General features: G+C 58.6%; 17 protein-coding genes. 6 read left to right on the forward strand and 11 right to left on the reverse strand.

Going from position 1 to position 13347, the window contains the following annotated elements; translation table 11 throughout:
- The first annotated feature begins 134 nt into the window (after positions 1-134).
- From lpxD to rfaE1, 6 genes are all read left to right on the forward strand, one after another.
- A complete protein-coding gene (gene lpxD / locus LAP85_23115) occupies positions 135-1181 on the forward strand; it encodes a UDP-3-O-(3-hydroxymyristoyl)glucosamine N-acyltransferase (GenBank protein MBZ5499299.1) in 1047 nt (348 codons plus the stop codon).
- A 33-nt stretch (positions 1182-1214) separates the two neighbouring features.
- Positions 1215-1376 carry a hypothetical protein gene (locus tag LAP85_23120; protein MBZ5499300.1) on the forward strand — a complete coding sequence of 54 codons (162 nt, stop codon included), beginning with the start codon at positions 1215-1217 and terminating at the stop codon, positions 1374-1376.
- A 33-nt stretch (positions 1377-1409) separates the two neighbouring features.
- Positions 1410-1571 carry a hypothetical protein gene (locus LAP85_23125; GenBank protein ID MBZ5499301.1) on the forward strand — a complete coding sequence of 54 codons (162 nt, stop codon included), beginning with the start codon at positions 1410-1412 and terminating at the stop codon, positions 1569-1571.
- A gap of 293 nt (positions 1572-1864) precedes the next feature.
- Positions 1865-2599 carry a hypothetical protein gene (locus LAP85_23130; GenBank protein MBZ5499302.1) on the forward strand — a complete coding sequence of 245 codons (735 nt, stop codon included), beginning with the start codon at positions 1865-1867 and terminating at the stop codon, positions 2597-2599.
- 450 nt (positions 2600-3049) lie between these two features.
- Positions 3050-3691 carry a hypothetical protein gene (locus LAP85_23135; GenBank protein ID MBZ5499303.1) on the forward strand — a complete coding sequence of 214 codons (642 nt, stop codon included), beginning with the start codon at positions 3050-3052 and terminating at the stop codon, positions 3689-3691.
- A 39-nt stretch (positions 3692-3730) separates the two neighbouring features.
- Positions 3731-4747 (forward strand): D-glycero-beta-D-manno-heptose-7-phosphate kinase, encoded by a 1017-nt coding sequence (gene rfaE1, locus LAP85_23140; GenBank protein ID MBZ5499304.1) that lies wholly within the window; start codon positions 3731-3733, stop codon positions 4745-4747.
- 256 nt (positions 4748-5003) lie between these two features.
- Here the strand turns inward: rfaE1 and LAP85_23145 are convergent, their stop codons facing one another.
- The 11 genes from LAP85_23145 to rimO form a co-directional block, all read right to left on the reverse strand.
- Positions 5004-5699, reverse strand: coding sequence for a VIT1/CCC1 transporter family protein (locus tag LAP85_23145; GenBank protein ID MBZ5499305.1), 696 nt, complete (start codon positions 5697-5699; stop codon positions 5004-5006).
- A 161-nt stretch (positions 5700-5860) separates the two neighbouring features.
- On the reverse strand, positions 5861-6169 hold the full coding sequence (locus LAP85_23150) for a four helix bundle protein (protein MBZ5499306.1): 309 nt from the start codon (positions 6167-6169) through the stop codon (positions 5861-5863).
- Positions 6170-6411: 242 nt separating this feature from the next.
- Entirely contained in the window at positions 6412-7521 is a 1110-nt protein-coding gene (locus tag LAP85_23155; protein ID MBZ5499307.1) for a glycosyltransferase family 9 protein, read from the reverse strand.
- A 98-nt stretch (positions 7522-7619) separates the two neighbouring features.
- Positions 7620-7811, reverse strand: a complete 192-nt coding sequence (locus LAP85_23160; protein ID MBZ5499308.1) for a Trm112 family protein — start codon at positions 7809-7811, stop codon at positions 7620-7622.
- A 20-nt stretch (positions 7812-7831) separates the two neighbouring features.
- Complete coding sequence (gene plsY, locus LAP85_23165; GenBank protein MBZ5499309.1) at positions 7832-8431, reverse strand: glycerol-3-phosphate 1-O-acyltransferase PlsY; 600 nt, start codon at positions 8429-8431, stop codon at positions 7832-7834.
- Positions 8432-8436: 5 nt separating this feature from the next.
- Complete coding sequence (gene thpR, locus LAP85_23170) at positions 8437-8997, reverse strand: RNA 2',3'-cyclic phosphodiesterase (protein MBZ5499310.1); 561 nt, start codon at positions 8995-8997, stop codon at positions 8437-8439.
- Positions 8994-10241: a competence/damage-inducible protein A gene (locus tag LAP85_23175; protein MBZ5499311.1), complete on the reverse strand. Its 1248-nt coding sequence runs from the start codon at positions 10239-10241 to the stop codon at positions 8994-8996. Before LAP85_23175 ends, thpR begins: the two co-directional genes overlap by 4 nt.
- A 23-nt stretch (positions 10242-10264) precedes the next feature.
- Positions 10265-10732, reverse strand: coding sequence for a phosphatidylglycerophosphatase A (locus LAP85_23180; GenBank protein ID MBZ5499312.1), 468 nt, complete (start codon positions 10730-10732; stop codon positions 10265-10267).
- Complete coding sequence (gene yacG / locus LAP85_23185) at positions 10729-10920, reverse strand: DNA gyrase inhibitor YacG (protein MBZ5499313.1); 192 nt, start codon at positions 10918-10920, stop codon at positions 10729-10731. The genes LAP85_23180 and yacG overlap by 4 nt, the downstream gene beginning before the upstream one ends.
- 20 nt (positions 10921-10940) lie before the next feature.
- Entirely contained in the window at positions 10941-11243 is a 303-nt protein-coding gene (locus tag LAP85_23190; GenBank protein ID MBZ5499314.1) for a hypothetical protein, read from the reverse strand.
- Positions 11244-11972: 729 nt separating this feature from the next.
- Entirely contained in the window at positions 11973-13316 is a 1344-nt protein-coding gene (gene rimO, locus LAP85_23195; protein MBZ5499315.1) for a 30S ribosomal protein S12 methylthiotransferase RimO, read from the reverse strand.
- Positions 13317-13347: the final 31 nt, after the last annotated feature.

The raw sequence follows: 13347 nt of genomic DNA on the forward strand, positions 1-13347 counted from the left end.
TGCGGCGCGGCAAAAGCTCCTGCACGCCGACCAAGACCGAACGGTCAGCGTCCGTCTGCGTTTTTCAGCGTCCAGAGATCCATTGATGCCATTCATTCATGAATAATCAGGGTTGATTGGGTTGAGCCTGCAAAATGATCTATACCGTATCCGAAATCGCTGCTTTGTTGGGCCTCGAGTTCCGTGGCGACGGCAGCCGCCGGCTTAGCAGGGTCTCCAGCTGGGAGAGTGCTGACGACACCGCCCTGGTATTTCTCGAACGGGAACGGAAAGCCGACCCGATCGCCGCCGGACTTCGTGCCGGCTGCGTGCTGGCGCCCCCCGATTTCGTGCCTGTCGCTGGCAATGCAATTCTCTCCGGCAATCCCAAGCTGGACTTTGCACGGGCCGCCGCCTTGCTCACCGCCCCGGAGCCCGCCTCCGGCCGTCGACACCCGAGCGCTGCTATCTCTCCTGAAGCCGTAGTCGCCGGCGATGTCGACCTCGGGCCATTCGTTGTGATCGGCGCCCGCGCCCGGATATTCGGAGGATGCATCCTGCATGCGGGCGTGGTGATCGGGGATGACTGCGTATTGGGTGAGCAATGCACCCTTCACCCGAACGTGGTGTTGTATCCGGGATCCATTCTGGGTGACCGGGTTGTGCTCCATGCCGGTGTTGTCGTAGGCGGCGACGGGTTCGGATATGTTTTCGACGGCCGCACCCAGATCAAGTTTCCACAGGTCGGTGGGATTATCATCGAAGACGACGTCGAGATAGGTTCCAACACCACACTCGACAGAGGATCGCTGGGTGTGACCCGCATCGCCGCCGGTGCGAAGATCGACAACCTGGTGCAGATCGCACACAACGTTCAGATCGGACGGGGAGTGGTCATAGCGGCCCAGACCGGCATTTCCGGCAGCACCGTGATCGAGGATTACGCCGTGATCGGCGGGCAGGTCGGGTTTGGGGATCACGCCCACGTCCAGAAGGGCGTAGTGATCGGCTCGAAGGCAGGCGTACTCCCCGGCAAGATCGTCCGCGCCGGAGAAGTGTATTGGGGAGTTCCCGTGCGCCCGCTGCGCGAATACAAACGCCTCAACGCGCTTTTCGGCAGGCTGCCCGAACTGAAAGCCGACATCGATTCCCTGAAGGAGGCCGTCGCCAAACTCGAGAAAGCGCTCCTGGAGAATGAATAGGATTTTGGATTTTGGAATTTGGATTTTGGATTTGTGGGATCGTTGATCCGGGCTCGCTCAAGATTGGTGACGGGAGATTCCAAATCCGCAATCCAAAATGCTTTTTTCGGCGGACTGCCCGAACTGAAAGCCGATATCGATTCCCTGAAGGAGGCCGTCGCCAAACTCGAGAAAGCGCTCCTGGAGAATGAATAGGATTTTGGATTTTGGAATTTGGATTTTGGATTTGTGGGATCGTTGATCCGGGCTTGCTCAAGATTGGTAACGGGAGATTCCAAATCCGCAATCCAAAATGCCTTTTTCGGCAGACTGCCCGAACTGAAAGCCGATATCGATTCCCTGAAGGAGGCCGTCGCCAAACTCGAGAAGGCGCTCCTGGAGAATGAATAGGATTTTGGATTTTGGATTTTGGATTTGGGGGATCGTAGATCAGGGCGCGCTCAAGATTGTTGATAATCACGAAATATGGTGACAGAAACAAAATTTCCCGCCCCGAAGGGGCGGAAAGAGAATAGCCCCGGGCGTGAGCCCGGGGTTGTGGGCAGGTGAAGAAGGAGCCCTGAAGGGGCGACCCATCCATCCTCGGAATAGCGTCACTATAATATCTGGTCCTCAAGAGTAACGGGAGATTCCAAATCCGCAATCCAAAATCCGCAATCCAAAATCAAGAGAGTTCCGACCTGATGTGTGATGTAGCCGAGCTCCAGCAAATCTGCCGCTCCGCGTTGCAGTCTTTTACCAGTTTCTTCGGTGACAAGGAAATTGTGGCGGAATTCTATCCCTACATCGGGCTGACGCACACGATCCGGCGCCGGGATTCGGCGTGGGTGATTCGCATCAGCGACCATTGCAGTCGGGCACCCCGGGCGGTTCTGGAAGCGATCGTCCTGCTGCTCGCGTGCAAGGTTTTGAGGAGAAAGCCCTCCTCCCAAGCGTTGCAGATATACGAACGTTTCCGTCAGGACCCGGAGGTCGAACGGCGTGTTCATGCGCGGCGCCGGCAACGAGGAAGGAAGCAGATCGGCGAGGCGCTGGGGAAATGCCATTCTCTTGCAGAGATCTATGGCGAGCTGAACCGGCTGTATTTCAACAATCAGGTGGAAATTCGAAAACTGGGTTGGGGAACCCGCAGAAGCTGGAACCGGCTGGGACACTACGATCCAGTCCATCACACGATCACGATCAGCCCGGTCCTCGACACTCCCAATGTCCCCAAATCAGTCGTATCGTATCTGCTCTACCACGAGATGCTGCACACTCTGTTCAACGGAATCCCGACGACCCAGAAGAAACGATACCACTCACGGGAGTTTAACCGGGCCGAAAGAGCCTTCCCCGACCATGCAGCAGTCAGGAGATTTCTGACCCGGTTCTGTCAGACCCGCGGCAAAGGCGTGTTTGACCCGGATAATTCGTGAATGTGCGACCGAAATGCAGTTTTAGACGCGGAAAAACGCTGACCGCCGCCGACCATCCGATCCTGGTCAGCGTGTTGGAGCTTTTGCCGTCCTGCTTGCCCGGAACGGGCTGTCGAACGCTCGCATGACCAGAGGACCTGGTCCCAGACGAACACTCTGGAGCGCTCGACAGCCCGTTCCGGGCAAGCACGACCAGCGCGAAGCGCTGGCGCCTGCGGCGCGGCAAAAGTTCCTGTCCGCGTTTATCAGCGTCCAATTTTTTTGCTTTTCATCGGCGTGCGGTTCTGCTTCATGAATAGATCAGGTTAAAGCGGAATGAGCGGCCATGGAACATGCGAAATGCACCAAACATTTTGCGTGCATTTCGCCTGTTTCATGGTTTCATTATTGTTGTGATATAAACTGTGTTTCGACATGGTTTGAAAATCGAAACAGAGAAGCGGAATCGCGATGAAATGTATTGTATGCAACCAGCGGAAGGGCCGAAGATCCTGCCCGGCAAAGCAGGCGGCAATCTGCCCACAGTGCTGCGGCGAGAAGCGGATTCTCGAAATCGATTGCCCGGAGAGTTGTGAATATCTGAAGATCGGCAGGAATCACGAAGCCAACCAGGAGGGTTTGCGCCATTACCGTGCCGCCGATCCGTTGGAGCAGGGGAAAAGGGCCCGAATCCTGGCGGACTTCGAAATGGTGTTTGTCGACCTGCAGACGCTGATCGCGGCCGCGCGCCAGTCCATGCGCGATCTTACGGACGCGGACGTGGCGGAGGCGCTGGATTGCCTATTAAAGACGTTGCGCACGGAGGAACGCGGGGTGCTCTATGAGACGACTACAGGCAACCTGCGGGCGGATGGCCTGCGCAGGCAATTCAGCAGCTTGATCGAATCCTACCGTTACCCTAAGGAAGCCGACCATCCACGCATCCATCTGAAAGATGCCATCGAGTGCCTCGATGTGCTGCGGGCTGTGGTCGCGAGTCATGTGGAGGCCGGGCCGTCCTCGCTCAGCTTCGTCGAGTTTCTAGTTCGGCACCTGCCCCGGAGCGCCAGGGTCGGGCCGGCACAGCCATCCATTATTATCCCGGGTCGATAGCAGCGGCCCCGCTTGCTGCGGAATGAGAGCGTTGAACCTATGGTGCTGGCTCGATTCAATTGCCATCCGGGAAAGCTGGCCGCGGCGGTGGGCCGGTTCCGGAAAAAGAAAGTCCTGGTGCTCGGCGATGTCATGTTGGACCGGTTTGTCTGGGGCTCGGTCAGCCGCATCAGCCCGGAAGCGCCGGTGCCGGTTGTCGAGATCCGGGAGGAAACGGCCTGCCTGGGTGGCGCCGCAAATGTAGCCGCCAACATCAGCAGCCTGGGCGGCGAACCCTTTCCGCTCACGATCGTGGGGAACGATGCGGAGGGCGAACAACTGCGCGCCGGGTTTCGTCAGCTCGGCGCGTCCGTGAGCGGAGTTCTGATCGATAAGGACCGGGCAACCAGCGTCAAAACGCGCATCATCGCGCATCATCAGCAGGTGTGCCGCACCGACCGCGAGGACAGGAGCCCGCTCGCTCCGGAACTGCAGCGCCGAATCGTGGACTGGTTCCGGACCCACCTGGATGCTATGGATGCGGTGGTGGTCTCCGACTACGCCAAAGGATTCATCACGCTTTCGCTCCTGAAAAAGATCCTGCCCCTGGCCAAATCCGCCCAGAAAATCGTCTGCGTCGATCCCAAGTTGAGGAATCTTGCGGCCTATCGGCCTGCCACCGTGATTACCCCCAACCTTGCCGAAGCAGAGCGCGCCGCAGGAATAAACATAAGCGACGAGAAAACCCTGGTGCGGTCCGGCAAAAAAATCCTGCGGCAGACCGGGATCGATCATCTGCTGGTAACACGAGGCGAGCACGGCATGGCTCTCTTCGAAGGGGATTCGAATTCGAAGGTGACACAAATCCCAACGCTTGCGCGTGAGGTGTTCGACGTCACCGGCGCCGGCGATACCGTCATTTCCACCCTTTGTCTCGGCCTGGTCAGCGGTCTGTCAATCCTGGAGGCCGCGATCCTGTCGAACATAGCGGCAGGCATTGTGGTCGGCAAGCTGGGCACGGCCTCGGTAACCCCCGAAGAACTGCTCTCCGGGATCCGTCAGATTTCTGAGCTCTGACTCCTTCGGCTTAACCTGAATTATTCATAAAGCAGAAGCGCACGCCCGTGAAAAGCGACAAAATTGGACGCGGATCAGCGCGAGGCGCTGGCGCCTGCGGCGCGGCAAAAGCTCCTGCACGCCGACCAACACCGAACAGTCGGCGCCGGTCAGCGTTTTTCCGCGTCCAAAACTGCATTTTGGTCGCACATTCATGAATAATCCGGGTCAATCGTCAATTCGTCGACCTCTGCGGAAGTCGGAGGTCGGAAGCCGATTATGCGATGGCTCTGGCGATGGCGAACGCAGCAGCAGCAGCGAGGCCGCCTATTAAAGTTGTCTGGATTGAGCTGCGCAGAGGCTTCGCCCCAGTGAAGTGGCCTTTGATGTAGCCGAACAGCGCCAGCGCACCGATGGTGACTGCCACCGAGACAGTCAGCCCTGTCCCGACATTGGCCAGAAAAATATAGGGGCTGAGGGGAATAAGACCGCCGGCGATATATGCGCCGGCGATCGTGAGCCCGCTGGTCAGGGCGCGGGCGGGGTCCGGCTTTTCGAGGCCGAGTTCGAAACGCATCATGAAATCCACCCAGGCTTTGGGCTTGCGGGTCAGGGCGGCGACAATCGGTTCTGCTTCCTCTGCCGTCAGGCCGTATTTCTCGAGGACCTCGCGGACTTCATTCTGCTCATCCTCCGGGATCTCGCGAACCTCAAGATGTTCACGCGCCTCTTCGCTGGCATAATGTTCCGCGTCACTCCTGGCCGCGAGGTAGCCTCCCAATCCCATTGCGATCGAGCCGGCGGCGATTTCGGCGAAACCCGCAGTGACCACGATGTTTGAGGCCGAGACTGCGCCCGACAGGCCGGCTGCCAGCGCGAAAGGAACCGTCAGTCCATCCGACATTCCGATCACAACATCCCTGACCGTTTCAGAAGCGGTGAAGTGACGCTCGACATGGGGAGTTTGTGGCATAGTCCTCCTTGAGAATCAGTGATGAGCCATCTGATAATCATGAAATATAGTGACAGAAATAAGATTCCCCGCCTCGAAGGGGCAGAAATAGAATAGCACCGGGCGTGAGCCCCATAGGCGTTAACTCAAGGTAACACTCGCTGACGGACCTGGACGTGGACCTAGACTTGGACGTGGACTTGGACCTCGCCCCGGATGTTCTCATGCTCGGCACATTTTCGAGAGCATCCTAACGGCGGAGAGAAGGAGTTCGTCCGCTTCCTGACACTGCCCCGGCCCATGGCATAGAAGCGGCGCTGGTCCGGGCCAGTGCTCTTTCCTGATCCCTCGGTGATATTCAGCGGAATGGAAAGGGATGCACGGCGAAGCTGGTAGGACATAGCCGGGTATCGTGGCGGCAGACTGTCGGCAATTCCGGCTGCAAATGGCAAGAAGCGGACTGCGGCTTGATAAACATCGAGCTTGCGCAAGTTCACGCCCCACAAGATAGTCGAAGTCCAGGTCCAAGTCGAGGTCCAAGTCCACGTCCACGCAGAGGCGGGTAGTTAAGTTAACGCCTATGGGGCGTGAGCCCGGGGTTGTGGGCAGGTGGAGAAGGAGCCCTGCAGGGGCGACACATCAATCCTTGGAATAGCGTCACTATAATATCTGGTCCTCAAATGATTGATGAGCGCAAAATCATGCGACTTGCCGGTTCGGATATTCACACTCCTCACTCATGACCCATGACTCCTCGCTTGAGAAACCGATCGCACGCATCCATGACTAATTCCACGGGTATGTCATCGATGCACCTTGGTGTGCCGAAGGCGGTACAGGTGTACCCGGGGCAGGGCATGCAGGGCAGCTCCAGCCCGACCGATTCATACTCCGTTTCCCAGGGATGCCAGTCGCGATAGTCCGAGGAACCCCATACGACCACCAGAGGCCTGCCCAGCGCCGCGGCGGCATGGGTCGGCCCGCTGTCATTGCCGATGAACAGCCGACAACCCTCGATCAGGGAAAACAGCTCATCGAGTCCGAGGTCGGACCAGTAACGGTGCGCATAATGCGCGTTCCGGCCAATGTCGAGCAGAACTTGAGCTTCCCGGAGACCAGCGGTAAAAATCACAGGGAGCGCGTAGCGCTCATGCAGCCGGTCGGCCAGGCCGGCAAATTTTTCTTCCTTCCATTGCTTGGACGGCAGGGTCGCCGTCGGATGAATCACCAGATACCCGGAGGATCCGATCCCGGAGGAAACCAGGCGCTCCCTTATTCGGGCGCGCACACCATCGTCCAGAAACAGCTTCCCTCGTGGTCTTGCCGGTATGGGAAGATCCAGCCAACGCAGAAGCGTGAGCTGATCTTCCACGGTGTGAAGATCAGAACGCTGCCACACGACCTGGGGGTTGGGGATCAGAGCGTTGTAGACCCAACCCTGGCGATATTTCTCCTGACCGATTCTGAGGCCGGCGCAGCTGGCAAGGGTAAAGAGCGACGATGTGGTGCCGCCGTGCAGATTGACCACTGCGGAGTACCGGCGCCTGCAGATTTCAAGGCAGGTACGGATGCGCGGCCATCCCTCTCCTTCCGGCACTTTCCGTGGCCTCAGGATCAGCGTTTCATGCACGGCCGGGTGCCTGGAAAACACGGCGGCGTACTGCGCCTCTACCAGCACATCGATCTGCAGGTCGGGGCGCCACGCGTGGAGCGCTTCCAGCAGAGGCAGCGCGAGAATGGAGTCGCCCAAAGATCTCAGACGGATAATGAGGAGCCGCGGAATGTGTTCCAGCTGCAGGCGCAGCGCGCGCATGCGTTCGGCGTGGGAAATCGAATTTGGCAAGATGAGCTGTCTTTCCTGTCAGGTCGCGAGATCAGAAAAAATCCTCGCCAGGGAATTCACCGATGCCGGAGAAATCGGTGAATTCCGTGACTGGCGGGCTAACGCCTGGCCTGCTCCTCATCCTCTTCGATCTTTGCTTCATCGATGAGCATCACCGGGATGTCATCGCGGATCGGATAGACACGATGACACTTGATGCACTTGAGCCCACTGCCGTCGGGCGTCAGACGAACTTCCTCCTTGCATAGGGGACAAGCCAGTATCTCGAGCAGTTCCTTACTGATGGCCATAAAGCCTCCAAATCATGCGGCTATCCTGAACGATCCCCGAGCGCAAATTTGTGCTCTTTGCCCGAAAGGAGCCGTCGGATGTTTTGATGATGCTTGGCAACGATGAGCGCCGACCCGATCACGGCCGACCAGAAGACAATGGAGGGCTTATGATAAAGATAGACCCACAGCGGATATGCCGCCGTGGCCAGGATCGATGCCAGCGAGACATAGCGAGTCAAGGCGGTAGTCAGCAGGAACACGATCATGGTTGTTCCCGCGGCCGCCGGAGTAAGCGCCAGATAGGCACCGAATCCCACAGCGACTCCCTTGCCGCCTTTGAAGCCAAGGAAGACCGTAAAGACGTGACCCAGAATGGAAGCCACTGCGGCGGCAGCCTGCCAACGGACATCGCCGCCCAGCCACCCCGCTGCCACGACTGCCAGATAGCCCTTGCCCGCATCCATCAGGAAGGTGAGGATGCCGATCGCGCGGCTCTTGCGGAACACGTTCGTGGCGCCGATATTCCCGCTGCCGGCCTTGCGGATGTCCGCGCCGGTGGTAGTCTTCACCAGCACGTAACCGAATGGGATGGAGCCAAGGAAGTAGCCCAGGATTGGGATCAGATATTCGGGTTTCATCGCCGTCATTCACCCTTCAGCTCGATCTTCTCCAGCACGGTATAAAGAGCCCCCTGCGGCCTCAGCGTGCTTTGATAGACGTTGAATTCTCTCGCAACGAATGCATGTTCCAGCGCACTGCCGATTTTAATATAGTCCAGAAGGGGCTGCAAATTCGTTTTGCCCCGGACTCTGCCCAGGGTCAGATGGGGCTGGAAAGGGCGCTCTTCGGGAGCAAAGCCGGCGCCCAGACAGGCCGATTCCACCCTCTGCTGAAGCGCTTCCAGCATCGGCAGGTCCCCTTCGAGGCCGCACCAGATCACCCGGGGATTGCGCAGGTTGGGAAATCCGCCCACACCGTGCAACCGAAGCGCCATGGGGCGCTGCAATGCGGCAGCCTCATGCAGCAGCCTTACCAGGGGGGGCAGGGCCGCCGGGTCGATCTCTCCCAGAAACTTCAGGGTCAGATGGATGGACGAGACTGCAGTCCACCTGACGTCTGCCCGGAATGAACGCAACCTTGTCTGCAGCTCTTCGAGCTGCGCTCGCGCTTCAGATGAAAGCGGAATGGCAATGAACGTCCTCATGCTGTCGTCTCCGCCGGCATCAGGAACCTGCGCAGGTGCCCGAGCGCAAAGGTGGTCGCGAGCTCGCGTACCGTGTCCCGGTCTCCCGGAAAGATCCGCCTGATATGAATGCAACGTGCTGCATCGGCCAGCCCGAAATAGACAAGGCCCACGGGCTTGTGCTCCGAACCTCCATCGGGGCCCGCAATACCGGTGACCGAAAGTCCTATGCTGCTATGCGCTGCCACGCGCGCCCCGCGGGCCAGCGCCTCTGCCACTTCGGCGCTTACCGCGCCGTGGCGTTGCAGCAGCTCGCGCGGGACCCGGCATAGTTCCTCTTTCAGCTCGTTACTGTAGCAGATGATGCCACCTCGAAAATAGTCCGAGCTCCCGGGAACCCTGGTAATCGTTGAACCGATCAGGCCCGCAGTGCAGGATTCCGCAACGGCAAGAGTGCGACCGGAATGACGCAGCATTTGCCCTACCACCGCTTCCAACGTCTCTTCCGCCGCCGTGAACACGATGTCACCCAGTTCGGACCGGATCCTGTGCGCGAGTTCCTCAAGATCGGAAGCATCCACACCATGAGCGCGCCATTTTTGCAGCCGGACGGAAATGCACCCTTTGGCCGCCAGGATGGTCGTCTGAATCTGAGGATAGCTCTTGTATATCGGGGCGATCCGGCTGTCTACCTCGGACTCGGGCAAACCCTGAAGGCCGAATGTTCTCTTCTCCAGGCGCCTTGCGCTCCCTATCTTCAACGCTCGCGGAAGAACCTGAGATTCAAACATGGCTTGCAGCTCACGCGGCGGCCCCGGCAGGAGGACAATCGAAGCGCCTTTCTCCTCAATCCACATGCCGGGGGCGGTGCCCACCGGATTATCCAGTATTTCCGCACCTTCGATGACTTCCGCCTGCCTCTCGTTGATTTTGGCCATGCGGTAGCCGCGCAGGGCGAACCTGCGCCGCAGGCCATCGAGAATGACCTCGTTGGGCGCCAGAGGACGGCCGAGCGCTTTTGCCGTGGCCGCGCGGGTGAGATCATCCTCCGTCGGCCCGAGGCCCCCGCAGAGCACAATCAGCCGTGAGCGCTGCAGTGCAACCCGCAGCAGCTTCTCGATATCCTCCGTGTTATCGCCCACGACCGTCTTCAGCCGCACTTCGAGGCCGGCTTCGTTCAGCTTTTCTGTCAGATAAAGAGAGTTGGTGTCCAGGCGGTCGGGGCTGAGAAGTTCGGATCCGATCGCGATGATTTCCGCTTTCATGGCATGCCCCGAGAAGCCGTCGTTCATCCGTGCAGGAGCCGGTTGGCAAGGTGGAGTACGATATTGGCATACACACCGGCCAGCAGGTCGTCGGCCATGATGCCCACGCCGTTCTTCAGCGGCTCGAGCCTGCGGATGGGGTATGGTTTCCAGATATCAAACAGGCGAAAGAGAAATGTCCCGGCGACGAGATTAAAAAAACTGATCGGCAGAAACAACAGAGCTGTGAGCTGACCCGCGACCTCGTCGATTACCACCACATGTGGGTCCTCCTGACCCAAGCTGCGGCTGGTGCGGGCGGAGGTGATTATGCCGGCGGCTGTAATCAAGCAGATTACGCTCAGGTGCAGCTCCGGCAGAATCCGGAAATAGATCCGATAGATCAGGTAGTAGGCTAGAGTGGTAGCCAGAGAGGCATAGGTTCCGGGAGCGCCGGGGATCATTCCGATGTAACAGCCGGTGGCCAGGAAGAGAGAGATGCGTTCCCTCATGAATCTCCAGATTCTTTAGGTGGATCCGCCGGCTTGTCTTCCTCTTGATCTTTCACTGTCGGGATGCTGTAAGAACCCGACAGCCAGTTTCCCAGATCCAAGAGCTTGCAGCGCTCGCTGCAGAATGGCCGGAAAGGATTGTCTTCGAGCCGGGTTTCCTTCCCGCACTTGGGACACTTTATCTTCATAAGACACTGATTAACCCGAATTATTCGTGAAGCAGAACCGAACGCCGGTGAAAGGCAACAAAACTGGACGCGGAAAAGCGCTGGCAGGAGCTCTTGCCGTCCTGCTTGCCCGGAACGGGCTGTCGAGCGCTCCAGAGTGTTCGCCCGGGACCAACTCCTCTGGGCGTACGAGCGTTCGACAGCCCGTTCCGGGCAAGCACGACCAGCGCGAAGCGCTGGCGCCTGCGGCGCGGCAAAAACTCCTGCACGCCGACCAAGACCGAACCGTCAGCGTCTGTCAGCGTTTTTTCGCGTCCAAAAGTTTCTCTTGATCGCATATTCATGAATAATCCGGGTTAAGTTATACAGAACGACATAAATTCTGCCGTATGCCGGGCAGCTGTATGTTGTCTGAATTCCGTGAGGCACGCATAAGAACCGGGAAGCGACTCTTCGTGCACGCCAGTGTGATTTTGTGGTCATTCAGGCCCGAAGAACGACATAAATTCTGCCGCATGCCGGGCAGTCGTATGTTGTCTGAATTCCGTGAGGCACGCATAAGAACCGGGAGGCGACTCTTCGTGCCCGCCAGTGTGATTTTATGGTCATTCGGGCCCGAAGAACGACATAAATTCTGCCGCATGCCGGGCAGTCGTATGTTGTCTGAATTCCGTGAGGCACGCATAAGAACGGGGAAGCGACTCTTCGTGCCCGCCAGTGTGATTTTGTGGCCATTCAGGCCCGAAGGGCCGGCAATGAATAGGCCCGGCCGTAAGGCCGGGATAAAGATAGCAGAGAGACGGAGCGCCGAAGGCGCGGCACCTGAAAACTCAATAGTGCCGCGCCCTCGGCGCTCGATTTTCATCCGGAATGGAATCCCGGCCTTACGGCCGGGCCTACGAACTGTCGGCCCTTCGGGCCTCAAAACCATTGTTTCAAGACACACCCATAACTTGTCGCACGCCCGAAATGATCTTTCGCTCGAGGCATTATTTATAACGCTCTGTATAAAATGAATGGGGGCGTGAATGCTCACGTCCTGCTCCTCGTTCCGGGCCCGGGTTCGCATTTGATTATCGCACCAGGGTGCCGAGAAGATCATGCTCCAGTGCCTGCGTGATCCGAATGACCCGGAATTCTCCGGCATTCACCTCTCCGACTTCCGAGTCGTTGATGAGGCAGACGCCGTCGATCTCGGGGGCCTGGGATTCGAGGCGACCCTGGAGCAGGAGTTCGCTTTCCTGCGACGGCCCTTCCACCAGCACCGGCAGCTCCCTCCCGACCAGATGCCGATTTTTCGTCGCCGCGATCGCGGCCTGTTGCTCCATCAACTCCCGCCGGCGTCGTTCGGCAGTACGCGCGGGCACCTTTCGGGTCAGTTCGTACGAGAGCGTATCCTCCTCATCTGAATAGCTGAAAACGCCCAGCCGGTCGAACTCCATGTCGCGGCAAAATTCCTTCAGCTCCTGAAAGTCTTCTTCGGTTTCGCCGGGATGCCCCACGATCATGGTGGTCCGGAACGTCACTCCCGGAATGCCGGTGCGAATTCGTTCGATCATCCGCTCAAGGCTTTTGCGGTTGCCTCCACGCCTCATCGATTTGAGAACGCGGGCGCCGGCGTGCTGCAGCGGCATGTCGATGTATTTGCAGATCTGCCCATAGGAGTTGATCACCTCCACGAGCCGATCGCTCACCAGATCCGGATAGACATAGAGAAATCGAAGCCAATGGATGCCTTCAACCCCGGCGAGCGCCTCCAACAGGCGGGCCAGCCCGTCGCCGATTCCCAGGTCAAGCCCGAAGCTGGTTGTGTCCTGCGAGACCAGAGTGATCTCTTTGACCCCCTGCGCCGCAAGGCCGCGCGCTTCCTCCACCAGCGATTCGATTTTCCGGCTGCGGAAGGGCCCGCGCAGCTTAGGAATTATGCAGAAAGAGCAGGTGTGGTCACACCCTTCGGCGATCTTGATGTAGGCGGTATAGGCCGGCGTGGCCAGGACTCGCGGTGTTGTGTGATCGTAGAGATAATAGTCGGCGTTGCTGCGCCCGAACGAAGTCGGCGGCAATACGGGATCCCCCGCGACGGCCTGCGTGATCTGCTGCAGCTGGTTCGTCCCAAGGATGGCGTCGACCTCGCCGAGATCGGACTGAATTTCCTTCGGATAGCGTTCAGCCATGCAACCGGTGACAATCAGTCGCCTGCATGCACCCGTCTTCTTCAGCTCTGCCGCTTCGAGTATGGTGTCGATGGATTCTTTTTTTGAGCTTTCGATGAAACTGCACGTGTTGATGACGACGATCTCGGCTTCGGCCGTATCAGTTGTGATGGTATGCCCCGCTTTCTGCAGCAAGCCGAGCATGACCTCGCTGTCGACCAGGTTTTTGGGGCACCCCAGACTGATGAATCCGATCTTTGCCACTCAACCGCTCCCGAGCCCGGGCGCCTCAATG

The sequence above is a fragment of the Terriglobia bacterium genome (genome assembly GCA_020072565.1).
In the GTDB taxonomy this organism is placed as follows: Bacteria; Acidobacteriota; UBA6911; order UBA6911; family UBA6911; genus JAFNAG01.

Bases quoted from the DNA above. Each gene is read 5' to 3' on its own strand.
- lpxD (MBZ5499299.1), top strand. From the start codon at position 135: ATGATCTATACCGTATCCGAAATCGCTGCTTTGTTGGGCCTCGAGTTC.
- LAP85_23130 (MBZ5499302.1), top strand. From the start codon at position 1,865: ATGTGTGATGTAGCCGAGCTCCAGCAAATCTGCCGCTCCGCGTTGCAG.
- LAP85_23135 (MBZ5499303.1), top strand. From the start codon at position 3,050: ATGAAATGTATTGTATGCAACCAGCGGAAGGGCCGAAGATCCTGCCCG.
- rfaE1 (MBZ5499304.1), top strand. From the start codon at position 3,731: ATGGTGCTGGCTCGATTCAATTGCCATCCGGGAAAGCTGGCCGCGGCG.
- LAP85_23145 (MBZ5499305.1), bottom strand. From the start codon at position 5,699: ATGCCACAAACTCCCCATGTCGAGCGTCACTTCACCGCTTCTGAAACG.
- LAP85_23160 (MBZ5499308.1), bottom strand. From the start codon at position 7,811: ATGGCCATCAGTAAGGAACTGCTCGAGATACTGGCTTGTCCCCTATGC.
- plsY (MBZ5499309.1), bottom strand. From the start codon at position 8,431: ATGAAACCCGAATATCTGATCCCAATCCTGGGCTACTTCCTTGGCTCC.
- thpR (MBZ5499310.1), bottom strand. From the start codon at position 8,997: ATGAGGACGTTCATTGCCATTCCGCTTTCATCTGAAGCGCGAGCGCAG.
- LAP85_23175 (MBZ5499311.1), bottom strand. From the start codon at position 10,241: ATGAAAGCGGAAATCATCGCGATCGGATCCGAACTTCTCAGCCCCGAC.
- LAP85_23180 (MBZ5499312.1), bottom strand. From the start codon at position 10,732: ATGAGGGAACGCATCTCTCTCTTCCTGGCCACCGGCTGTTACATCGGA.
- yacG (MBZ5499313.1), bottom strand. From the start codon at position 10,920: ATGAAGATAAAGTGTCCCAAGTGCGGGAAGGAAACCCGGCTCGAAGAC.
- LAP85_23190 (MBZ5499314.1), bottom strand. From the start codon at position 11,243: ATGAATATGCGATCAAGAGAAACTTTTGGACGCGAAAAAACGCTGACA.